This is a genomic window from Nocardiopsis rhodophaea (assembly GCF_039530945.1).
GTDB classification, from domain to species: Bacteria; Actinomycetota; Actinomycetes; order Streptosporangiales; family Streptosporangiaceae; genus Nocardiopsis_C; species Nocardiopsis_C rhodophaea.
The window spans coordinates 62,934-83,832 of record NZ_BAAAPC010000023.1; the positions used below are offsets into that span (position 1 = coordinate 62,934).

Genomic DNA, 20,899 nt, shown 5'->3' on the forward strand with positions numbered 1-20,899 from the left:
GCCTTTTCGAGGGAGGCGCTCCGCGATGCGGATCATTCCCCGTACAGCCCAGTGTGACCCGCGTGCGGACGGCGGTATCGGCCGCCCCGCACGCGTTTCTTGTCTCCCAACGCGGCTTTCAGCGCAGGCGTTCCCGCAACCGCTCGGGTGTGGTGACGGGCAGGTCGCAGGTGAATCCCTGGCAGACGTAGGCCGCCGGGGCGCCGTCCACCAGGGGCCGGTCCCTGAGCAGCGGGATCCCGCCGTCGTCGGTGCCGTCGCCCAGGGTCAGCGCGGTGCCGAAGGGGGCGTGGTGCAGCGCGGTGCGGTGCAGTTCCCCGGTACGCGGATCGTCCCGAGGACCGACCACGGCGATCTCCAGCGGTCCGCTGAGCAGCGTCTCGGCCACGGTCAGCCCCCACCCGGCGAAGCGCGCGGCCTTCTCGGCGAGCAGCGTCACCGGGGACAGCGCCGCCTCGGCGGCCTGCCGGTAGCGGGCCGCCCCGGTCAGTCCGGCGTAGGCGAGCAGCGCCCCGGCGGCGGCGAACCAGCCGGAGGGCGTCGCGTTATCCGTCGGGTCCCGAGGGCGGTTGAACAGCGCCTCGCTGTCGTCGGCGGTGTCGAAGAAGCCGCCCTCGCCGTCGGCGAAGTGGTCCAGGACCGTGTCCAGCAGCCCGCCCGCTAGGGCCACCCACTCGGGTTCGCCGGTGACGGCGTGCAGCGCCAGCAGGCCCTCGGCGACATCACAGTAGTCCTCCAGGACACCGGCGCTCGCGCCCGCAGCGCCGTCGCGCGAGGTACGCAGGATCCGGCCGTCGTACATGTGGACATCGCGGAGGAGGCGCGCGGCGGCGCGGGCGTGGTCCACCAGGTCAGGGCGGTCGAATAGGGCACCGGCCTCGGCCAGCGCGGCGATCGCCAGGCCGTTCCAGGCGGCCACCACCTTGTCGTCGCGCTCCGGCCGGACACGCTGGGCGCGCGCGGCCAGCAGCGCGGCGCGGACGCGGGCGTAGCGGTCGGGGTCGCCGGGGTCGGAGCGCAGTTGCAGCACCGAGCTGCCGTGCTCGAAGGTTCCGGCCGCGGTGACGCCGTAGAGGTCGGCGGCCCAGGCACCGTCGTCGTCCCCGAGCACGGCGCGCAGCTGTTCGGGTGTCCAGACGTAGTAGCGGCCCTCCTCGCCTTCGCTGTCGGCGTCCAAGGCGGAGGCGAAGCCGCCTTCGGCTGTGCGCAGGTCGGCGACCATCCAGTCGAGGGTCTCGCACGCGACCCGCCGTGCGAGACCATCGCCGGTGACGCGCCACTGCCGGGTGTAGGCGCGGGCGAGCAGGGCGTTGTCGTAGAGCATCTTCTCGAAGTGCGGCACGACCCACGCCGCGTCCACCGAGTAGCGCGCGAAACCACCGCCGAGCTGGTCGTACATGCCGCCCCGGGCCATCGCCTCGGCCGTGTGGACGGCGGCGTCCAGGCTGCGCTGGTCGCCGGTGCGGGCATGGTAGGCGAGCAGGAAGGACTGCACCATGGACGGCGGGAACTTGGGCGCACTGCCGTAGCCGCCGTTAACGTCGTCGTAGTCGCGGGCCAGCGCGGCGACGGCGGTGTCCAGCGCCTCGGGGCCGGGTGGCGCCGCCTTGGGCAGCGACCGGGGGGCGCTCAGCGCCTCCACGACGCGGCGGCCCTGCTCCAGGACACCCTCGCGCTCCTGCTCCCAGGCGCGCGAGACGCCGCGGAGGAGCCGTTGGAAGTGCTCGCGGGGGAAGTACGTCCCGCAGTAGAAGGGTGCGCCGTCGGGGGTGGTGAAGACGGTCATGGGCCAACCGCCCTGGCCGGTCATGGCCTGGGTGGCCTCCATGTACACGGCGTCGACGTCGGGGCGCTCCTCGCGGTCGACCTTGATGTTGACGAAGTTGGCATTCATCAGGTCGGCGGTGGCCTGGTCCTCGAAGGACTCGTGCGCCATGACGTGGCACCAGTGACAGGCCGCGTACCCCACGGAGAGCAGAATGGGGACCTGCCGGCGGTGGGCTTCGGCGAAGGCCTCCTCACCCCAGGGCTGCCAGTCGACGGGGTTCTGGGCGTGCTGGAGGAGGTAGGGACTGGTCGCGTCGGCAAGACGATTGGACATGTCCCCACCCTGCCCGAGCAGGCCGGGCCCGACACACGGGGGGCGCGTGGCGCGCGTCTAGGACGTGCGGTCCCCCGGTTCGGCCCCGGTCCCATTGGCGGTGCCGCTCTCGGCCTGCGACGCGTCGGCGTCGAAGTTCGCCTGCCGGACGCCGACGAGCTTCTTGCTCATGGACTTCATCAGCAGGTAGAGGGCGACCCCGATCAGGGCGACGACGATGAACCCGAGCACCCCGGGGGTGATCGCGTCGACGTCGAGTTCGGTCTGGGCGAGGACGAGAGCGGGCTTCATACCTACTATGCTCTCACTGCCTCGCGGACCCCTGCGAACAGGTCCTTCTCCGGGATGTCGGTGTCCACGAGGGACCGTGCGAGGTGGTAGTCCTCATACGGCCAGGCCTCGCGCTGGACGTCCATCGGCACGGCGAACCAGAACCCGTTGGGGTCGATCTGGGTGGCGTGCGCGATGAGGGCGCGGTCGCGGGTCTCGAAGTACGCGTCGCAGCGGACCTGGGTGGTGATCTCCCACTCCGGCCACTCGCTCGTATCGATGCTCTGCATCCACTCCTTGTAGGGGTTGTCCAGCCCGCGCTCGTCGAGCAGCTGGGAGAGGGCCTCGAACCGGACGCGGGGGAAGGAGACGTGGTAGTAGAGCTTGAGGGGCTGCCACGGGTCGCCGGCCTCGGGGTAGCGCTCGGGGTCGCCCGCGGCGTCGAAGGCCTCGACCGAGACCTTGTGGGTCATGATGTGGTCGGGGTGCGGGTAGCCGCCTTTCTCGTCGTAGGTGAGCACCACGTGCGGCTTGAAGGAGCGCACGGAGCGGACCAGCGGCTCGGAGGCCACGTCGAGCGGCTGCAGCGCGAAGCAGCCCTCCGGGAGCGGGGGCAGCGGGTCGCCCTCGGGCAGGCCGGAGTCGACGAAACCGCTGAATTCCTGGTGCACGCCGAGGATCTGGCGTGCCTCGGCCATCTCCTTGCGGCGGACCTCGCCGATGTTGGCGACGATCTCCGGGCGGTCCATGGCGGGGTTGAGGATGGAGCCGCGTTCTCCTCCAGTCAGTGTGACGACCAGCACTTCGACGCCTTCGCTGACGTAGCGCGCCATGGTGGCGGCGCCTTTGCTGGACTCATCATCAGGGTGGGCATGAACGGCCATCAGCCGCAAGCGCTCGGACAACGGACGAATCCCCTTGGATAGTCGCGGAAGCTGAGATCGACCGCTCCGCCAGGAACGTCACCGTGCTCCCGGCCTCGAAACTCGCGAGGAGCGGGGGTGGAGCGGGAGTCACTCAGGACGGAGCTATCTTAGACAACGTAGCCCGCACGTTCGGAGATTCCCGTATGCCCGACAGCCCTTCCGCTTCGACCCCCGACGCCGCCCCACCGGCCCGGGGCATGAGGCGTCTCTACGGGAACAAGCCGTTCATCTTCCTGATGGGCCTGCTGGGCGCCGGGGTCTTCACCGTCGGGTGGGGCTCAGCACTGATGAGCTACGGTGGCCACACCGGGGGCGTCTCGTATCAAACCATCGCCTGGAACGCCGAGTCCGACGAAGAGGCCACCATCACCTTCCAGGTGAACAGCGGCAGCCCCGCGGTCTGTGTGATCAGCGCCACCGACGCCCACCACGTTGAGGTCGGTCAGGCCCGCGTGGAGATCAAGGCCGGAAACCGCAACGTCACTACCAACGTTGAAACGGTTCGTACGGCATCGGCGGTAGAAGTGACCTCGTGCAGGGAACAAGGTTCGGAAGAGTAGTCCCGTCCCTTCGAACCGGGGTCCACGCCGATCCCGCCCCTGTCAGCCGATGTCCACCCCGTCGCACCACGGTCAACGCCGACCTTCGGCTCCCCCGCCTCGCACCGCGCGCCCACGGCCTGTCCGGGCAGGGCATGCGGCCTGGTGAGGGAAACGAAGGGCCGGGCCACCGACAGTGCACGGTGATAATCTCGTAAGTTCATCTGCGGCCGGATGGCGGTTCGCAGTTACTAGTCGCACCAAAGGGAGTTCCCGTGACCGAGACCCGCGATGACAACGTCACCTGGCTGACTCAGGAGGCGTATGACCGGCTCAAGGCGGAGCTGGAGCACCTGTCGGGGCCTGGTCGCATCGAGATAGCCGACAAGATCGAAGCCGCCCGCGAAGAGGGTGACCTGCGAGAGAACGGCGGCTACCACGCCGCCAAGGAAGAGCAGGGCAAGATCGAGGCCCGCATCGCACAGCTCCAGGCGATCCTGCGCAATGCGCGTGTGGGCGAGGCCCCGCGCACGGCGGGCGAAGTCGGCCCCGGTATGACCGTGACCGTCAAGTTCGAAGGCGACGACGAGGAGATCACGTTCCTGCTCGCCTCGCGGGAGGAGAGCGGGGCTCCGATCGACGTCTACTCCCCCAAGTCACCGCTGGGTAGCGCGATCACGGGCAAGAAGATCGGCGATTCGGCGGAATACACCCTGCCGAACGGCAAGAGCCTGAAGGTGGACATCGTCGACGCCGTCCCGTACGGCGGCGCCTAGCCTCCGTCGTATCAACTGCGGAGGGGGTGGCCACGAGCCACCCCTTCCGCGTTGGGGCGCCTTGTCCCGCGAGCGCCGCGAACCCCGCGAACCCCGCCGCGGCGCGGCCCTGGTATCAGGCATAATGCCGCGGTGACTACTCCTTCATGGAATGCCCGGAATTCCGGATATCCGGCGCACGGCGCTCCCGCACCGCAGGGCGGGGACGGCGGATACGGTCCGCCTCCCGATCCCGGGGCCCACGGGCCGATACCCCCGAACGCTGCGGCACCCGGCTATCCCCCACCCGGGTACGGGCCGCCCGACCCGGGCTATCCCGCGTACCCCGGCTACGCCGGTTCCCCCGCCGCTCCTCCGCTGCCGACCGCGAGCTATGGGCAGCGCGTCGCCGCCCACCTCATCGACACCGCGATCATGATCCTCATGGTGGCGGTCATCGTCGCGGCCGGCTTCGGGATCGCCTATGTGCTGACATCGGACGGCCCGGTGGAGCGCTACGTCCTCATCTCCCTGGTGATGCTGACGTTTGGCGCCGCGTTCGGGGCGACCTTCTGCTACCGCTGGCTGTGCCACGCGAAGTCCGGGCAGACGCTGGGCAAACGCGCCCTCGGGATCCAGGTCGTCTCCCTGCACACCCTGCGCCCGCCGACAAAGGCGACCTCCGCCTGGCGCGAAGTGGTCTACCGGGTGATCGGCATGGGCGGCAGCTTCATCGGCGCCCTGCTCGACCTCCTCTGGCCCCTGTGGGACGAGCCGAAGCGGCAGACGCTGCACGACAAGGCCATCAGCACGATCGTGATCGAGAAGTAGCGTGCACACTCCCCCATGGAACTCCGGCCCACCGTACGGACCTCCTCCCTTCCCCGGGCCGGCCCCCGGTAGCAGGCCGGATCCGGTTACGGCGAGGTTCGGGGCGCGGGTGGTCGCGCGGATCATCGACTACCTGGCGCTGTCCGCGTTCGCATTCGCCTTCTTCATGCTCGTGTCGTTGGCCTTCTCGGCCGCTAACCCCGCGGGCTTCGAGGCCGAGCTGTCCGAGGAGTACTACAACGTCTGGGCGTTCCTCTGGTTCTTCGGCTGGGGGCTCCTCATCTTCTTCTACGATTGGCTGTTCCACATCGCCTGGGGCCGCACCCTCGGGCAGCTGGTGATGTCGCTCAAGGTGGTGCGGGCCGCCGACGGCGGACGGCTCAGCCAGGGCCAGGCCGTCGGCCGGGCCGCGATCTTCGGGCTACCGCACAGCGTCCCGTGCATCGGCCACGTCTGGGTGCTCGTCGACTGCGCGTTCGCCGGGCCCGACACCCGGCTCGGGCAGAGTCTGCACGACAGGGCGGCCAGGACCGTGGTCATCAGCACCCGGCGTGCCCCCGCCCACCCGCCCCCCTACGTCTAGCCGCGGCCCCATCGCGGTCGGCTCGGCCCGTCGCCCGTCAGGCGGACCGCTCGTCCTCGCCGTCCGTCCCGGACGGCTCCGGATCGGCCTCCTCTTGGTGGCCCGTGTCGTCGGTGGACTCCCGCGCAGGGCACGGCGGGGCGGACTCTCCCCCCTTGACGAAGGCCGCGGGGACGTAGTTCTCTTCGCCGATGCGGTACCAGACGTCGGTCTCGCCCTGGGGGCCGGTGGCCCGGTCCCCCGAGGTCTGGCAGTGGACGTCAATGGTGGCCTTGTGCGCGGCCAGGCCGCTCGCCGGGAACGAGGCGGCCGGCCCCGGACGGATGATCACGGGATCGACCTGCGAGGCGGTGCCGACCTCGGCGCGGTGCGTGTACCCCGCGGTCCACAGGTAGTCGACCATGACCCACGCGTTGCTCCGCAGGCCCAGGCCCTCGCGGAACGCGCCGTCGGCGAGGTCGATCCCGGCCGGATTGGCCACCTTGCGTCCGAAGCCGTCGCGCCCCCCGTTGTACCCATCGCTGTAGGCCGCCTGCGCCTGCGGCTTGCCGTGGGGGAGATCCTTCCACTTCTCGCGTTCGGCGTTCCAGTGGTCGTCCTTGGTGTTCCACGGCCCCACGTCCCATACGGGCATGTACACGCATCGCCGCGTGCCATCCGTCGTGCAGACCCGGACCGTGTACTCGCTGCCGCCACGGGTGGCCAGCCCGCGGCGCGACGGAAGAGCGACGAACTGGTCGTTCGCCCGGATCCGGTGGCCGTTCGCGGTAAGCGCGCCGACCTGTCCGATCCGGGTCGCGAACAGCCGCGCGGAGAACGGTCCGCCCGCTGGCTTCTGGTCGCCCCGCTCCGCCTTCGACGGGCGAATGCGGACGCCGCGCAGCGCGGTGTCCTCATCGGCGTCCAGGGTGATCCCCACACGCACCTGTACCTGCTCGACCGGCGTGGAGAGAGCGACGCGGTGCCCCTTCGCGAGGCTCCCTCGGCCCCTGGGGGACATCGCCTTGGCGCCAGGGGCCTGCCGCCACTCGGTCCAGATCCCGTCCGGCCGGAGCCCGCGCACTTCGACCTGGAAGTCCTCGGCGTCGCCGGTGGTGTCCACGGCGACGTCCACGGCCGACGCGGGGTCGTCCAACTCGTGGGCCGGGAAGGTCGCCAGGGCCGCTCCGACCTCCCGCGCCAGCGCGGTGCCGAATCGGGGCCGCTCGTCCGCCGCGCCGCCGGAGACCCGGTCCGGCCGCGTGGTGCGCAGCGACGCCCCGAGCGGCTGGTGCGTCTGGCGCCCGACGCGGATACCGTCCCCCTCCAGGGCGGCCCCGACGCGGTCGGCGGACATCAGGTCCTCTTCGATCCATCTCCCGTTCGAGCCGTGGAGCGGTACCCGACCCGCCGCGCTGGCTGCCTGCTCACCCGGTGGCAGTGACGCGAACGCCAGCGCTCCGAGCGCCGCGACCGCGCCGGTTTTCAACAAGGCATGCGTCATGATTTCTCCCAGAGCGCCTTTGCGCCACCATCAGTAAGCATGAACCGACAAGGAGTCACAAAATTGGCGCGCCGGGCATGGCAGACGGCGCGGTAAAGATCCAACTAAGGCGACGTCAAAAGAGCGATGAGGGGGGTTGACATCGCCTACGCCTCGAAGGAGAGCAGACAGGCGGTAAACCCGTGCAGGTGGTTGCGACCGGCCACGGGGCCGATCTCGCCGGCGGCGAAGAAGCCGCTCACCGCGTCGATCCCGAGGGCTTGGCGGACCATCCGGACGTCGTGGTCGGCGCTGGAGAACAGGGTGGAGCCGCGCCCGTTGCAGGAGAACAGCAGTGCGGCGGCGCTGCGGCCCCCGGTGTCCTCGTCGAACATGCGCAGCCGCTCGCGCAGGTCGGCGCCGGCCGTGTCGCGGTCGCGGACCTGGAATCGCACCGTCTGGCCGATCTCCACCATGTCGCCGATCGTGATCGCGCCCAGCTCGGGGTCGGCGGCCACTACCGAGCGCACCAGGAAGTCCCCGCGCTCGTGGCGGTCGGCGTACTCGTCCATGGCGATGCCTATGTGCAGGCCCTGCGCGGCGAGCTCCTGCTCCTCCGGCGGCAGCGCGTTGATGAGGTTCTCCAGCCGCTCGTAGGCAGGCGCCCCGGCCAACTCCAGGATCATGTTGCCGTCGGACTTGGTGACCGCCATGGCCGGGCCCACGGGGCGGCAGCCCTGGCTGACCATGGTGCCGACGATGCCGGAGCCTCCCAGCATCAGCCCCACGGCGCCGCAGTCGGCGACCTCGCCGTCGGCGAAGAGCCGCACCGACTCCGGTCCCTGCGCGCCACTGGCGAGCCCGCCGACGAACGGCAGGCCGCCCAGGGCGTCGGTGGAGCGCTCGACGAACGCCTGGGTCGGGAACTCGTAGGGGTCCACCAGCAGCAACGCGGCCTGGTCGACCGGTGTCGGCTCGTGCATACCCACGACGGCGAGGTGGTCGCCGTCGGGCACGGTGTCCAGGCGGAACGGGGTGATGGTGACGGACGGCATCCGGGCCGCCCACACGCTCACGGCGCCCTGGTCCTCCACGCCGCGACCGCCGCCGATGACGCCGCCGGAGGTACAGCCGATGGTCACCGCGCCGTCCGCCAGCGCCATGACGCGCTCCCCGGCCAGGACCACCTCTTCCGGGTCAGCACCGCTGGTCCAGAAGCAGATGAGGTCCGCCGGTCCCTCAAGCGGGCGTACCGCGGCCAGCACCGCCCGCTCCGCGGCGCTCACGAGGTCCGCGCCCGTCGCCAGCGCATCACCGAACCTGGCCACTCGTCCGCCACCCCACATCGTCATGGTCAAAAGCCTTCTCCTGGACCCTACTGCGGTCGCCAGGACGTCATACTCTTCCCGCTACCCCGCTCATCTCATCTGATACGGCCGTCACCCCTGTTATCCCCCGCGACCCGTGACCGCGATCCCCTCCGCCCCTGTTCCGGTCATCGCAGGCGGGAGGAGGTGCCCGGCGCGAGAGGGCAGGGTTCGCCGGTCGAGCCGCGCACGGCGCGCGTACACTCGACGCCGTGTCCCCCGTCACATCCGCGCACACAGCTCCCGACAACGCTCCCCCGACGCTCGGCGCCCTGCGCGCCGCGGGCCACACGCACCGCACGGTCAAGGCCGAGGTGCGGGAGAACCTGCTGGCCCGCCTCCGCTCCGGGGACGAGCGCTTCCCCGGCATCCTCGGCTTCTCGGCCTCCGTCCTGCCCCGGCTGGAGCGCGCGCTGCTGGCCGGGCACGACATCGTCCTACTCGGCGAACGCGGGCAGGGCAAGTCGCGGCTGATCCGCACGCTCACCGGCCTCCTCGACGCGTGGTCGCCCGTCATCGAGGGCTGCCCGATCAACGACCACCCCTACGCGCCGGTGTGCTCCCGCTGCCGGCGCCTGGCCGCCGAGACCGGCGACGACCTGCCGGTCGCCTGGGTCCACCGCTCGGACCGCTACGGCGAGAAGCTGTGCACGCCCGACACCGGCGTCGGCGACCTCATCGGCGACATCGACCCGGTCCGGCTGGCCGAGGGGCGCAGCCTCGGCGACCCGGAGAGCTTACACTACGGGCTGGTCCCGCGGGCCAACCGCGGCGTGTTCTGCCTCAACGAGCTGCCCGACCTGCCCGCGCGGATCCAGGTCGGCCTGTTCAACGTGCTGGAAGAGCGCGACGTCCAGGTCCGCGGCTTCGCGCTGCGACTGCCGCTGGACATGCTGCTGGTCGCCAGTGCCAATCCCGAGGACTACACCAACCGCGGACACATCATCACGCCGCTCAAGGACCGCTTCGGAGCGGAGATCCGCACCCACTACCCGCGGGAACTGGACGACGAGACCGCGTTGATCCGCCAGGAGGCGGCATTGAGCGGCGCCGTCACCGTGCCCCGCCACCTGGTGGAGGTCGTTGCCCGGTTCACCCGGCTGGTGCGCGGGTCCTCCTCGGTGGACGCCCGCTCCGGCGTGTCCGCCCGGTTCGCCATCGCCGGGATCGAGACCGCCGCGGCCGCGGCCGAGCGCCGCGCGGCGCTCATCGGTGAGCAGCGGCCGGTGGCCCGCGTCTGTGACCTGCCGCCGATCGTGGAGACGCTGGTCGGCAAGGTCGAGTTCGAGGCCGGAGAGGAAGGGCGGGAGACCGAGGTCCTCAGCCACCTCCTGCGTCGGGCCACCGCAGAGGCGTTCCGGCACACCGTGGACGAGGCGACCCTCGCTCCGCTGACCGACCTGTTCGCCGACGGAACCAAGGTCGAGGCGGGTGAGCGCGTCAGCGCCGCCGAGCTGCTGAGCGGCGTCGGCTCCCTCCCCGGCCTGGCCGCTCTGGTGACCCGCGTCGAGCCCGAGCAGGGCTCCGGCGATCCCACAGAATGCGAGGGGTACGCGGGGTACGCCGCCGCGGTGCTGGAGTTCGCCATGGAGGGTCTCTACCTGAACCGTCGGCTCTCGAAGGAACAGCTGGAGGACCGCGCGGTCTACCGGACCTGAGGGAGGAGGGACACGGGAGGGATGCGCATGGACCGCGTCCGGTACAGGGCGTTCGAGGGCGGCCCCGACCCCTTGGCACCGCCCCTCGACATCCGGGGCGCCCTGGACGAGGTGGGGCGCGGCGTCATGGCCGGTGCCCGGCCCGGCGCCGCCCTGCGCGAGCTGCTGCGGACGGGGGCGCACGACAGCGGGGGCCGGGGGTCCCCCGTCGGCCTGGAGGAGCTGCGGCGCCGGGTCGGTGAGCGCATCGAGCGGATCCGCGCGCGCGGACGCCTCGACGGCACGCTGCGTGAGGCCCGCGCCCTACTCGACCAGGCGATCTCGGAGGAGCGCGCCGTCCTGGCCGCCGACGGTTCCGACGACGCGCGATTGCGCGAGGCCGAACTCGCCTCGCTTCCCGACGCCACGGCCGCGGCGGTTCAGCGGCTGGCCACCTACCGGTGGCGCTCCGAGACCGCCCGCACCTGCTACGAGCGGCTGCTCGACCATGTGTTCCGCGAGACGCTGGCCAGCCGGTTCCCCGGCCTGCACGGCACCGCCGAGGAGCGCGACGCCCCGCCAGTGGACGCGGGCCGGAAACAGCCGGGCCCCCGCGATCCCCGGGGGGTGCGGGCGATGCTCGCGGCACTCAACGCCCTGCTTGCCGACGACGACCGCGGCGCGCACACCCCGGCCGCCTTCGACCGGTTCATGGCCGAGCACGGGGACTTCTTCCCGGAGCGGCCGCGCGACCTCGACGATCTCGTCGACACGCTGGCGCGCCGGGCGGCCGCCGCACAACGGGTACTGGATTCCCTGCCCCCGGAGGAGCGCGAGGAGCTGACCTCGCTGGCCGATCAGGTCATCGAGGCCGAAGGGCTCACCCCCGGGCTCGACGTGCTCTCGGGAACGCTGCGCCGTCGGCACCCCGGCCTCGCCTGGTCCGGCGCCGAGCCGATGGACGGCCCCGGCGCCCTCGACCTGGGTGAGGCGGCGTCCGCCCTGCGGGAGCTGGCCGACCTCGCCGAACTGGAGACCGCGCTGGGCCAGGACTACCCGGGGGCCGCCCTGGAGGACATCGACGACGCGGCGGTACGCCGCGCGCTCGGCCACAGCGCCGTCGACAGCGTGAACCGCCTCCGCGCCATCGAACGCGGCCTCCGCGACGCGGGCTACCTGCGGGGAACGCGCAACCGCCCCCGGCTGACCCCCAAGGCGCTCCGGCGGCTCGGCGAAACCGCACTCCGCGACCTCCTCGCCGCCGACCGGCCCGCCCCGCGGCGCCCCGGGGGGCACGGTGGGTGGAACGGGCACAGCGCGGCCCCCCTCGGCGCGACCGGGGAGCCCACGGGTACCACGTGCCCCGCGGAGCCCGGGGACGAGAGGCCCATCGACGTGGTCCGCACGCTGGGAAACGCCATCGCGGGCGGCCGATCGACCCCTGAGGGCCGTGTGCGGCCGCGTCCAGCGGACATCGAGGTCGCCGAGACCGAGCATCGGACGTCCGCCGCTGTGTGCCTGCTGGTCGACCTCTCCTACTCGATGGTGCGGCGCGGCCTGTGGACCAGCACCAAGCAGACCGCCATGGCCCTGCACACCCTGGTGGGGACCCGATTTCCGCAGGACGCCATCCGGATCATCGGGTTCGATGACCACGCGCGGGACATCCCCGCCACCGATCTCCCCGAACTCACCCCGCAGCGTGTCCAGGGCACTAACCTCCAGCACGCCCTCGCCCTGGCCGGGCGCCACCTGGACCGCCATCCGGACTTCGCGCCGATCGTCCTGGTCATCACCGACGGCGAACCCACCGCCCATCTGGCCCGGGATGGCTCCCCGAGGTTCCAATGGCCCGCATCCGCACAGACCACGGCCGCGACCCTCGCCGAGGTCGACCGCATGACCCGCCGCGGTGCCCGCCTCCGCGTCGTTGTCCTCGCCGACGACCCCGGCCTGCGCACCTTCGCCGACACGATCACCCGCCGCAACGGCGGCGACGTGATCCGCCCCGACGGCACCGACCTCGGCACACGGGTCCTCCGCGACTTCCTCGCCCAACGCCGCGGGATCCCGACGGACCGCTAGGCGCAGGGGGCGTCCCATCCGGTCAAGGCCTCATGGGGTGGGTCTGCTGGGCGGCCTTGTTGGTGGTCGCCGTTCCCGTGCCCTGTGGTGAAAAGCGGCACCAAGGGCGGAAAGTGCTGTCCGCAGCCCAATCGGCGATGATCATGGGGATTGTCCCGGCATAACGGACACAATCGGGTTCCTAGCCATGATCATCGCCAGACGGGGACCGGGGCGGGATTATGGTCCCGCATTGCGGAAGCCCCGTCACGCGAAGCGAGAAGAGCCCCGCACACCGCGACCCCGGCTCGGCCACACCCCTCACAGGACCGGCGCCCCCACCCCCTTCCGGCCTCGGTGCCGCTTTTCACCACAGAACATCGGACAGGATGTCCACCAACAAGGCCGCCCAGCAGACCCGCCGTCCACCGCACCCGGACGCGCTCGTCAGCCCGAGTCCTGCCCCCCTGCCGCCGTCGTCTCGCCCGGGTGACGGTGGTGGCTAGCCCGGTATCAGGCTCCGGCCGGTGCCGGTTCGCCGATGTCGTAGCAGAGGACGACGTCGCCGCCGATGGGGGTGACCGTGGTGGTCACCCGGAGGACGCGGTCGCGTGACCAGGCGGTGCGGACCACACACACAGCAGCGGTGCCCTTGGCGGCGGTGAGGTCCCGGGCCTCGTGTTCGTCGAGGATGTGGGGGACCACCTCGTCGCGGTAGCCGACCTGGACGTGCCCGTTGTCGGCCAGGAGTTTGATGGTGCCGCGGCGGATGTCCTCGTCGGACTCCAGCTCGGTTCCGGAGGCGAGATCGGTGGGGTAGTAGGAGGTTTCGACGGAGACAGGACGGTCGTCGATGCGACGGACGGCCCGGCGCACCACGGCGACTTTGGCGCCCATCCGCTCGGCGATCGGCGAGGGGACGGATTCTTCCCGGCTGACCTGGAGTTCTTTTCCGGGACTTCGCCCCGCGTCTTTGACGAATTGGTCCAGCGCGTCACAGTCGGCCGCGTCGTCGCGGACGCGTTCACGGGCAGCCGGATACCGAAAGGCAGGGGATTCCTCGGTCACTCGGACCACCTTTTCCTCTGGCGTTCGGGGATGAACGGTGGTGCCATACCCCGTTTTGTGATGGCAGGATCCGCCACCGAGCGCACTTTTTCCTTACCTTGTGCGACCGGCCGCGCCGTGCCACGCGAATGCCACGCCGTGGGATGAACCCTCCTCTGTTCGGTTAGCGGTTGGTCCGGCGGCCGCCCCTTCCTCGGTATCCTCGCTGGGCACGCGTCCTTTTTTCTCAGTGGTCGTAGATATTGACGTCCGTCGCCTTGCGCAGTGATTCGGGTGTCATGTCGCCCTCGAAATAGAGCAGCTGGTGGCGGTCGGCCGGCATCAACGTCTTGGTGAACCGGATCGGCGTGTTCCCGGAGTAGGCCATGCGGTCGTGCACGAGCAGCGGCGTTCCAGGTCCGATGCCGAACAGGGCCGAGTCCTTCAGCGACGGCATCTTCGCCCCGACCACGTCCCACGACTTGGTCTGCGGGTAGCCGAGTTCGGCGAGCAGCTCGCGGGTGCCCCGGGGAATGTCCTCGGGCTGCATCAGCGCCGCGCCCTTGCTCTCGCCCTTGGCGATGAAATCGGGGTAGTAGGAGAGCTGCCGCTGCCACAGGCGGGGGCCGATGTAACGGTCGCAGCGGCGGATCACCACGAACCCCGCGGTGTGCGAGGGATCCAGCTCCATCAGCCGGGCCAGCCGCCCGGTGGCCGCCTCGACGATCACCCGGAGCCGCTGGGTGGGCTCCACGCCCTGCTCGTGCTTGATGCGCTCGACGTAGCGGGTGTACCGCTCGTCGTCGGGCTCCCCCTTCACGGAGGAGGCGAGGTGGACGGTGGGCCGGTACTCGCGGACCGTGCTGCCGCTGCCCTGCCTGGTGTCGATGCGGCCCCGGCTCGACAGCTCCCGCAGCGCGCGGCGCACGGTGTTCCGCGACGTGCCGTAGGTACTCATCAATTGATCTTCGGTCGGCAGTGCGGTTCCCGGGGCGTAACGGCCTTCGTCGATCTCCTCCATGAGGTCATGGGCGATCTCCAAATGCCGGGCCATGATCTCTCCCAACCGCTCGCCGATTCGTTCCCATGATTCTACCTAAAGGACTTGACTCTCCCTTTAATCCAACGCATGGTGGGACTTGTAGGAATGAATCGTATGAAGCCGAAGAGGAGATAGAAGCGTATAGGTCCCATCGCTCTCTGTAATATCCGGTGGAGTCGGCTCATTCCTCTCCTTGGACCCGCTGAAGTCCAGGGTCGTTCGAACGCAGGACGGGTGTTCGCACGAAATGAGAGGAGGGGAAGATGCCACTGGCACTCGGGATGATCGTGTTGCTGCTGGTCGCCTTCTTCAGCACCATCTTCGGCCTGCTGCTCGCCGCGTCCATCGGAATCAAGCGTGCCGACCGGGGGCGTTACCACGCCCTTCGCGACGGCCACGACCGTCGCCTGTTCTCCGGAGCGGGCCGCAGCCTCTCTGGACTCCGCTTCCCCGAGAAGAACCCGCACTCCGACACCGCCGAGCGTACGTCCGACAGCGACGGTGACGGCGGCGCCTCGAACCACCGCAAGGCCGTGGCCTGAAGGGCCCACCGACCCACTGAGATCCCCATCTAGACAAAAGGACCGCGCCGTGACCGACTACGGCCCTCCCCCGATCCCGGTGCCCTACTCACCCGAGTGGGTTCGACTCCCCGAACCCTACGTTCAGGCCATCGCCCACGAGCTGACGTCGCGGGACGTGGAGGTGGTCGACCACTGGAACGACCCCATGGACCCCCGCGACGCCACCGTTATCGTCCGGGCCCGCGGCGGCGGCCGGCTGCGCTTCGTCTGGGACGAGGAGAGCGGCTGGAGGCAGGGCCCCATGGACGCGAACGGCTGGGTCCCGCTGCACCTGACGAGGTATCTGCGCGCCGGGCTGCTCCCCGCGCCCACGCTCGTGGCCGACCTCGTCGAAAAGGTCCTCGACGGAAACCACGAGGGGGTCGTCGAGCGGCCCCGATACCGCTCCTTCCGCGACTACGGCGACGCGTTGGACGGCCGCCTCGCCGAGTACGCGCAGGGGCGTGAACCGGCCGGGTGAGCCAGGCCCCGAGCCGGTAGACGGCGGTGGCCGCGGGCCCTGCGGGCGCCGCGGCCACCGTCACTCGGTCCGCGCCCGCGGACCGTGCGGTCGTCTCAGAAGTCCAGCGCCTGCAGCAGGTCGCCCACCAGGTCGTCGGCCGACTCGATGCCCACCGAGACGCGCACCAGGTCCGCGGGGACCTCCAGCGGCGACCCGGCCGTGGAAGCGTGCGTCATGCGGCCCGGGTGCTCGATCAGCGACTCGACCCCGCCCAGCGACTCGGCCAGGGTGAACACGCGCGTGCGGTCGCACACCTTCAGCGCGGCCTCCTCGCCGGCGCGCACCCGGAAGGAGACCATGCCGCCGAACGCGCGCATCTGCCGCTTGGCCACGTCGTGCCCGGGGTGCTCCGGCAGGCCCGGGTAGAGCACCTGCCCCACCGCGGGGTGCCGGGACAGCTCGGCGGCGACCCGCTCGGCGTTGGCGCAGTGCCGGTCCATGCGCACGGCCAGGGTCTTGATGCCGCGCAGCGTGAGCCAGGCGTCGAACGGGCCGCACACGGCGCCCATCGTGTTCTGGTGGAAGGCGATGCGGTCGCCCAGATCGGGGTCGGACACCACCAGCGCCCCGCCGACCACATCGGAGTGGCCGCCCATGTACTTGGTCATGGAGTGCACGACGGCATCGGCGCCCAGGGTCAACGGCTGCTGCAGGTAGGCCGAGGCGAAGGTGTTGTCGACGACCAGCAGCGCGCCGCCGTCGTGGGCGATGCCGGCCAGCGCCTCGATGTCGGTGATGTTCAGCAGCGGATTGGTCGGGGTCTCCGTCCAGATCGCCACGGTCTCGGGCCGCATCGCCGAGCGCACGGCCTCAAGGTCGGTCTGGTCGACGGCCTCCCACTTCACCCCCCAGCGGTCCAGCACCTTGGAGAACAGCCGGAAGGTGCCCCCGTAGGCGTCGCCGGGGATGATCACGTGGTCGCCTGGGTTGGCGATCGTGCGCAGCAGCGTGTCCTCCGCCGCCATGCCGGAGGCGAACGCCAGGCCGCGGGTGCCCGACTCCAGCGCGGCGATGCACTCCTCCAGCGCCGCCCGCGTGGGGTTGCCCGTCCGGGAGTACTCGTATCCGCCGCGCAGGCCGCCGACGCCGTCCTGGGTGTAGGTACTCGTCTGAAAAATGGGGACCACGACCGCGCCGGTCCCGGGATCTGCCTCTTGCCCGGCGTGAATGGCCAGGGTCTCGAACCCATCGAACGTCATGGCCCCAGACTAACGGCGCCGGCCGGACCGCGTCGCACGCGCCTTCTCCCGTTGATCTCGGCGATATCGACCGAATAACAGCGAAAATTAGGGCGATATCGCCGAGATCAACGGAGGTAGGGGCGCTGTGGGTGTGCGGGGGTCACACGGCGGTGCCGCGCATCGGCGGGTCCCACCCGGCCTCGGGGTCGTAGCGGCGCACGACCTTGCCGGGGATACCGGCGATGACGCTGTGGTCGGGGTACGTGCCGGGGCGGACGACCGTGCTGGCGGCCACCACGCAGTTCCGGCCCAGCCGCACGCCGGGGAGGATGACGGCGTTAGTACCGATCCAGCTCCCGCGGCCGATGGCCACCGGCTCGTCGGACGGCCACTGGCGGCCCACGGGCACCTCGGTGTCGGTGTACACGTGGTTCTGGTCGGTGATGTAGACGTAGGGGCCGGTGAACACGTCATCGCCGATGTCGATCGAGGTGTGGGCGACGACGTGCGAACCGCGGCCGATCGTGCATCCGCTGCCGATGCGCACCAGCGGCTCGGGCCCCAGGTCGAGGCCGGGCACCATCCCGGCGGTGAGGGTGATGTCCGCGCCGAGCAAGGTGTGCTCGCCGATCTCGATCCAGGGCTCCCCGAAGATCGTCGCGGGGGGAAACGCGATCGAGGTGCCGGTTCCGAACGCCGCGAACTTGCGCGCCGCGCGGGACCCCGCGCGGATCTGGGCACGCCGCCGGGCCCACGACCACACCCCGCGCACTATCCAGGACAACAGTCGCGACACCCGAATCCCCTGCGTTGAAAGTCTCCGCCCGCCGGAGGTATCTACCGGCCGGTAATGATGCTGTGAACTGTAATAGCATCCGGCGCCTCATGCGGGGACGGGCCGGTGGCGCCGTGGTCGGCGCCGGGTGCGCGGCCCCGCGGGGGCGCCCGGTCGACCGGGCGCCCCCGCGGCACATATCCGGCTAGGACGAGAGATGGGCCAGCAGGTCCTGACGGGTGAGGACGCCGGCCGGCTTGCCGTCCACCAGCACCACGACGGCACCGGCCTTCTGCAGCATCTGCACGCACCGGCTCACCGGCTCACCGGAGCCGACCTGAGGCAGCGACGCGCCCATGTGCTTGTCCACCGGGTCGCCGAGCTGCGCGCGGTCGTTGAACAGGGCGTCGAGCATGTCGCGCTCGGCCACCGAGCCCACGACCTCGGGCGCCATGACCGGCGGTTCCTCCTTCAGGACCGGCAGCTGGGAGACCCCGTACTCCCGCATGATCGTCACGGCCTCGCCCACGGTCTCGTGCGGGTGGACGTGCACGAAGTCCGGCAGGTCGGCCCCCTTGGATCCGAGCACCTGCCCGGCGGTGACCTCCTCGGTCTCGGCCGACAGGAAGCCGTAGTCCGCCATCCACTCGTCGTTGAAGATCTTGGTCAGGTAGCCGCGCCCGCCGTCGGGCAGCAGGACCACGATCACGTCGTCGGGTGACGCGGTCTCCGCGACCTTCAGCGCCGCGACCACGGCCATCCCGCACGATCCGCCGACCAGCAGCGACTCGTCCTTGGCGAGTCGGCGGGTCATGAGGAACGAGTCCTTGTCGCTGACCGCGATGATCTCATCGCAGATGGTGGTGTCGTAGGTCTCGGGCCAGATGTCCTCGCCGACACCCTCGACCAGGTAGGGGCGGCCGCTGCCGCCGGAGTAGACGGACCCCTCCGGGTCGGCACCGATGATCTTGACCTTGCCGCCGGAGACTTCCTTGAGGTAGCGGCCGGTGCCGCTGATGGTGCCGCCGGTGCCGATACCCGCCACGAAGTGCGTGATGCGGCCCTCGGTCTGCTCCCAGATCTCCGGGCCGGTGCTCTCGTAGTGGGACTGGGGGTTGTTCTGGTTGGTGTACTGGTTCGGCTTCCACGCGCCGGGGATGGTGGTGGCGAGCCGGTCCGACACCGAGTAGTAGGAGTCGGGGTGGTCGGGAGCGACGGTGGTCGGGCAGACCACGACCTCGGCGCCGTAGGCGCGCAGGACCGCCAGTTTGTCGTTGCCGACCTTATCCGGGCAGACGAACACGCAGCGGTAGCCGCGCTCGGCCGCCACGATGGCCAGGCCCACGCCGGTGTTGCCCGATGTCGGCTCGACGATGGTGCCGCCCGGCTTGAGCAGGCCCTTCTCCTCGGCGTCGAGGACCATCTTCAACGCGATGCGGTCCTTCACCGAACCGCCGGGGTTGAAGTACTCGGCCTTCGCCAGCACCGTGGGGGCGAGACCGTTGGTCACCTTGTTCATTCGTAGCAGCGGAGTGTCGCCGACCAGCTCAATCAGTGAGTTGTGCACCCGCATGAGATCTGTTCGTCCCCTTCAAAGCATGAGATCGCTTGTTCGCCTCCGGGTGCCTCAGCCCGCCATGCTCCGCGCTTGGGTGACCTGCGGTGCGGCCCCAGCCCGGCTCACTCGCGATGCCTGTGACAGCCGCGGATCTCGCGAACCGTCGTGGTCACGGCCGCCAATTGCCGTGCACGGGCCGGTTAGGTCCGTGTTACCTGCACCTTAACGTGACTATGCCCAGTGCGACATGCCCAGAGATCACCGGGAAGGCCGGTTTCGGCCGCGAGCGTCGCCACCTCGACCGTCGCGGAATCCGGCACGCGCCGCGGTCGTTGACATGACTGCTACCGCTGAGTAATCCGGAGTACGGAGTGGACGGGAGGACCCCCGGGCTCTCGCGGCCCGGACGACGCGTACGGATCACCGCGGGCGGGACGCCGGGAACGGACGCGCCAGGGGTCGTCCCCGTTCAGGACGGGAGACGGGGATATGTCGTTACGCGCCGCACGGGCTCGGAGAATCGCGACCGCCACCGCCTTCGGTGGCGGTGGGCTGACGCTCCTGGGCGCCGGAACCATCGCACTCCTCTACCTGCAGGCCAAGCTCGCACACCGCACCGTGGGCTTCACCGAGTGGACGCCTCCGCGCGTCAACGGCGTTTACGGGAGCGGGGACGGGGAGCCCATCTCGCTGGTGATGATGGGCGACTCCACGGCGGCCGGGTTCGCCCTCACCGACGGCCTGCAGACACCGGGGAGCCTGATCGCCAGCGGCCTGTCGGCGGTCGCCGAACGCCCCGTGCGGATGCGCAATGTCGCCGTCGTCGGCGCGACGTCGGCGGGCCTGTACGAGCAGCTGGAAGAAGTGCGCTCGATCGGGGCGGACCTGGCCATCATCTTCATCGGCGCGAACGATGTCATCAACCGGATGCGCCCGGCCGACTCCGTTCGCCACCTGCAGTCGGTGGTGCGCGAGCTGACCTCGATGGGCACGGCCGTCGTCGTGGGGACCTGCCCCGACCTCGGGTCGGTGCGGCCCATCGGGCAGCCGCTGCGCTTCGTCGCGCGGCGCTCGTCCCGCCAGCTCGCCGCCGCCCAGACCATCGCCGTGGTCGAGGAGGGCGGGCGCACGGTCTCGCTGAGCAACATGCTGGCCGACGAGTTTCAGACGTACCCTGATGAGCTTTTCGGCCCGGATCGTTTTCATCCCTCGGCGCGCGGCTACGCCCAGGCCGCGATCGCCGTGCTGCCCACAGCGTGTGTGGCCCTCGGCCTGCTGCCGGATCTGGAGACGGTCCCCGACCGCGACCAGGGCGAGGGCGTGCTGCCGGTCGACCGGGCGGCCGTCGAGGCGGTCGAGGAGCCCGGCATGGAGGTCAGCGGCGCACGGGTCGCCGGGCACGAACGCGGCCCGCGGGGCCGCTGGGCGACCCTGCTGCGGCGCCGGACCAAGCCGCCGGTGCTGGACGTCCAGGGCGAGGGCGAGGCCGCGGCGGAGCGGGACGAACGGGAAGTCGACGCGGCGCGCGGCGCCCACGCGGATGGCGGCGGCTGACCGGCCAACGGCGGCGGCACCGTCCGGCAAGGCGACCCCCGAGGTCAGCGGCATCACACCGACAAGCTAACTTGCCAGTAACATCACGATCGGCCGCCCTGTCCGGACGGCCCGGCATCGA

19 protein-coding genes are annotated in these 20,899 nt (G+C 70.7%); 9 read left to right on the plus strand and 10 right to left on the minus strand.

Translation table 11 applies throughout. From position 1 onward, the window contains the following. Nucleotides 1-118 precede the first annotated feature (118 nt). From ABD259_RS22030 to mca, 3 genes are read right to left on the minus strand one after another with little or no spacing between them, the layout of a single operon-like run. Nucleotides 119-2,101, minus strand: a complete 1,983-nt coding sequence (locus tag ABD259_RS22030; protein ID WP_344165072.1) for a thioredoxin domain-containing protein — start codon at nt 2,099-2,101, stop codon at nt 119-121. Between the two features lie 57 nt (nt 2,102-2,158). Beyond that, a complete protein-coding gene (locus tag ABD259_RS22035) occupies nt 2,159-2,392 on the minus strand; it encodes a hypothetical protein (RefSeq protein ID WP_344165074.1) in 234 nt (77 codons plus the stop codon). Nucleotides 2,393-2,397: 5 nt separating this feature from the next. Beyond that, nucleotides 2,398-3,276 carry a mycothiol conjugate amidase Mca gene (gene mca / locus ABD259_RS22040; protein ID WP_344165077.1) on the minus strand — a complete coding sequence of 293 codons (879 nt, stop codon included), beginning with the start codon at nt 3,274-3,276 and terminating at the stop codon, nt 2,398-2,400. A 164-nt stretch (nt 3,277-3,440) separates the two neighbouring features. On the opposite strand from mca, the gene ABD259_RS22045 reads away from it, so the two are divergent. From ABD259_RS22045 to ABD259_RS22060, 4 genes are all read left to right on the plus strand, one after another. After that, nucleotides 3,441-3,857: a DUF4307 domain-containing protein gene (locus tag ABD259_RS22045; RefSeq protein WP_344103731.1), complete on the plus strand. Its 417-nt coding sequence runs from the start codon at nt 3,441-3,443 to the stop codon at nt 3,855-3,857. 254 nt (nt 3,858-4,111) lie between these two features. Beyond that, nucleotides 4,112-4,612, plus strand: coding sequence for a transcription elongation factor GreA (gene greA, locus ABD259_RS22050; protein ID WP_344103729.1), 501 nt, complete (start codon nt 4,112-4,114; stop codon nt 4,610-4,612). Nucleotides 4,613-4,744: 132 nt separating this feature from the next. Then, nucleotides 4,745-5,422: an RDD family protein gene (locus ABD259_RS22055; protein WP_344103727.1), complete on the plus strand. Its 678-nt coding sequence runs from the start codon at nt 4,745-4,747 to the stop codon at nt 5,420-5,422. 1 nt (nt 5,423) lies between these two features. Continuing rightward, nucleotides 5,424-6,005: an RDD family protein gene (locus ABD259_RS22060; protein WP_344103724.1), complete on the plus strand. Its 582-nt coding sequence runs from the start codon at nt 5,424-5,426 to the stop codon at nt 6,003-6,005. Between the two features lie 37 nt (nt 6,006-6,042). Here ABD259_RS22060 and ABD259_RS22065 read toward each other — a convergent pair whose 3' ends face one another. Beyond that, nucleotides 6,043-7,488 (minus strand): hypothetical protein, encoded by a 1,446-nt coding sequence (locus tag ABD259_RS22065; RefSeq protein ID WP_344103722.1) that lies wholly within the window; start codon nt 7,486-7,488, stop codon nt 6,043-6,045. A gap of 146 nt (nt 7,489-7,634) precedes the next feature. Continuing rightward, complete coding sequence (locus tag ABD259_RS22070; RefSeq protein WP_344165112.1) at nt 7,635-8,795, minus strand: FIST signal transduction protein; 1,161 nt, start codon at nt 8,793-8,795, stop codon at nt 7,635-7,637. Between the two features lie 251 nt (nt 8,796-9,046). Between ABD259_RS22070 and ABD259_RS22075 the strand changes: the two genes are divergently transcribed. Further along, nucleotides 9,047-10,492: a sigma 54-interacting transcriptional regulator gene (locus ABD259_RS22075; RefSeq protein ID WP_344103720.1), complete on the plus strand. Its 1,446-nt coding sequence runs from the start codon at nt 9,047-9,049 to the stop codon at nt 10,490-10,492. A 21-nt stretch (nt 10,493-10,513) separates the two neighbouring features. After that, complete coding sequence (locus ABD259_RS22080) at nt 10,514-12,556, plus strand: hypothetical protein (RefSeq protein WP_344165080.1); 2,043 nt, start codon at nt 10,514-10,516, stop codon at nt 12,554-12,556. Between the two features lie 492 nt (nt 12,557-13,048). Here ABD259_RS22080 and ABD259_RS22085 read toward each other — a convergent pair whose 3' ends face one another. Together ABD259_RS22085 and ABD259_RS22090 are read right to left on the minus strand one after the other, a co-directional pair. Beyond that, a complete protein-coding gene (locus ABD259_RS22085) occupies nt 13,049-13,603 on the minus strand; it encodes a UTRA domain-containing protein (RefSeq protein WP_344165083.1) in 555 nt (184 codons plus the stop codon). 226 nt (nt 13,604-13,829) lie between these two features. Further along, on the minus strand, nt 13,830-14,636 hold the full coding sequence (locus ABD259_RS22090) for a GntR family transcriptional regulator (protein WP_344165085.1): 807 nt from the start codon (nt 14,634-14,636) through the stop codon (nt 13,830-13,832). 251 nt (nt 14,637-14,887) lie between these two features. On the opposite strand from ABD259_RS22090, the gene ABD259_RS22095 reads away from it, so the two are divergent. Both ABD259_RS22095 and ABD259_RS22100 read left to right on the plus strand, forming a co-directional pair. After that, a complete protein-coding gene (locus ABD259_RS22095; protein WP_344165087.1) occupies nt 14,888-15,166 on the plus strand; it encodes a hypothetical protein in 279 nt (92 codons plus the stop codon). A gap of 49 nt (nt 15,167-15,215) precedes the next feature. Then, on the plus strand, nt 15,216-15,668 hold the full coding sequence (locus ABD259_RS22100; protein WP_344103710.1) for a DUF6292 family protein: 453 nt from the start codon (nt 15,216-15,218) through the stop codon (nt 15,666-15,668). 95 nt (nt 15,669-15,763) lie between these two features. Here the strand turns inward: ABD259_RS22100 and ABD259_RS22105 are convergent, their stop codons facing one another. From ABD259_RS22105 to ABD259_RS22115, 3 genes are all read right to left on the minus strand, one after another. After that, nucleotides 15,764-16,909: a cystathionine gamma-synthase gene (locus tag ABD259_RS22105; protein WP_344165090.1), complete on the minus strand. Its 1,146-nt coding sequence runs from the start codon at nt 16,907-16,909 to the stop codon at nt 15,764-15,766. A gap of 142 nt (nt 16,910-17,051) precedes the next feature. After that, on the minus strand, nt 17,052-17,687 hold the full coding sequence (locus ABD259_RS22110) for an acyltransferase (protein WP_344103705.1): 636 nt from the start codon (nt 17,685-17,687) through the stop codon (nt 17,052-17,054). 184 nt (nt 17,688-17,871) lie between these two features. Continuing rightward, complete coding sequence (locus ABD259_RS22115) at nt 17,872-19,239, minus strand: cystathionine beta-synthase (RefSeq protein ID WP_344165092.1); 1,368 nt, start codon at nt 19,237-19,239, stop codon at nt 17,872-17,874. Nucleotides 19,240-19,713: 474 nt separating this feature from the next. Here ABD259_RS22115 and ABD259_RS22120 point away from each other — a divergent pair, with 474 nt between their 5' ends. Further along, nucleotides 19,714-20,778 (plus strand): SGNH/GDSL hydrolase family protein, encoded by a 1,065-nt coding sequence (locus ABD259_RS22120; protein WP_344165095.1) that lies wholly within the window; start codon nt 19,714-19,716, stop codon nt 20,776-20,778. The last annotated feature ends 121 nt before the right edge of the window (nt 20,779-20,899 follow it).

Coding starts and splice junctions, on each gene's coding strand:
- ABD259_RS22030 (WP_344165072.1), bottom strand. CDS start 2,101: ATGTCCAATCGTCTTGCCGACGCGACCAGTCCCTACCTCCTCCAGCAC.
- ABD259_RS22035 (WP_344165074.1), bottom strand. CDS start 2,392: ATGAAGCCCGCTCTCGTCCTCGCCCAGACCGAACTCGACGTCGACGCG.
- ABD259_RS22045 (WP_344103731.1), top strand. CDS start 3,441: ATGCCCGACAGCCCTTCCGCTTCGACCCCCGACGCCGCCCCACCGGCC.
- ABD259_RS22065 (WP_344103722.1), bottom strand. CDS start 7,488: ATGACGCATGCCTTGTTGAAAACCGGCGCGGTCGCGGCGCTCGGAGCG.
- ABD259_RS22080 (WP_344165080.1), top strand. CDS start 10,514: ATGCGCATGGACCGCGTCCGGTACAGGGCGTTCGAGGGCGGCCCCGAC.
- ABD259_RS22090 (WP_344165085.1), bottom strand. CDS start 14,636: ATGGCCCGGCATTTGGAGATCGCCCATGACCTCATGGAGGAGATCGAC.
- ABD259_RS22095 (WP_344165087.1), top strand. CDS start 14,888: ATGCCACTGGCACTCGGGATGATCGTGTTGCTGCTGGTCGCCTTCTTC.
- ABD259_RS22105 (WP_344165090.1), bottom strand. CDS start 16,909: ATGACGTTCGATGGGTTCGAGACCCTGGCCATTCACGCCGGGCAAGAG.
- ABD259_RS22115 (WP_344165092.1), bottom strand. CDS start 19,239: ATGCGGGTGCACAACTCACTGATTGAGCTGGTCGGCGACACTCCGCTG.
- ABD259_RS22120 (WP_344165095.1), top strand. CDS start 19,714: ATGTCGTTACGCGCCGCACGGGCTCGGAGAATCGCGACCGCCACCGCC.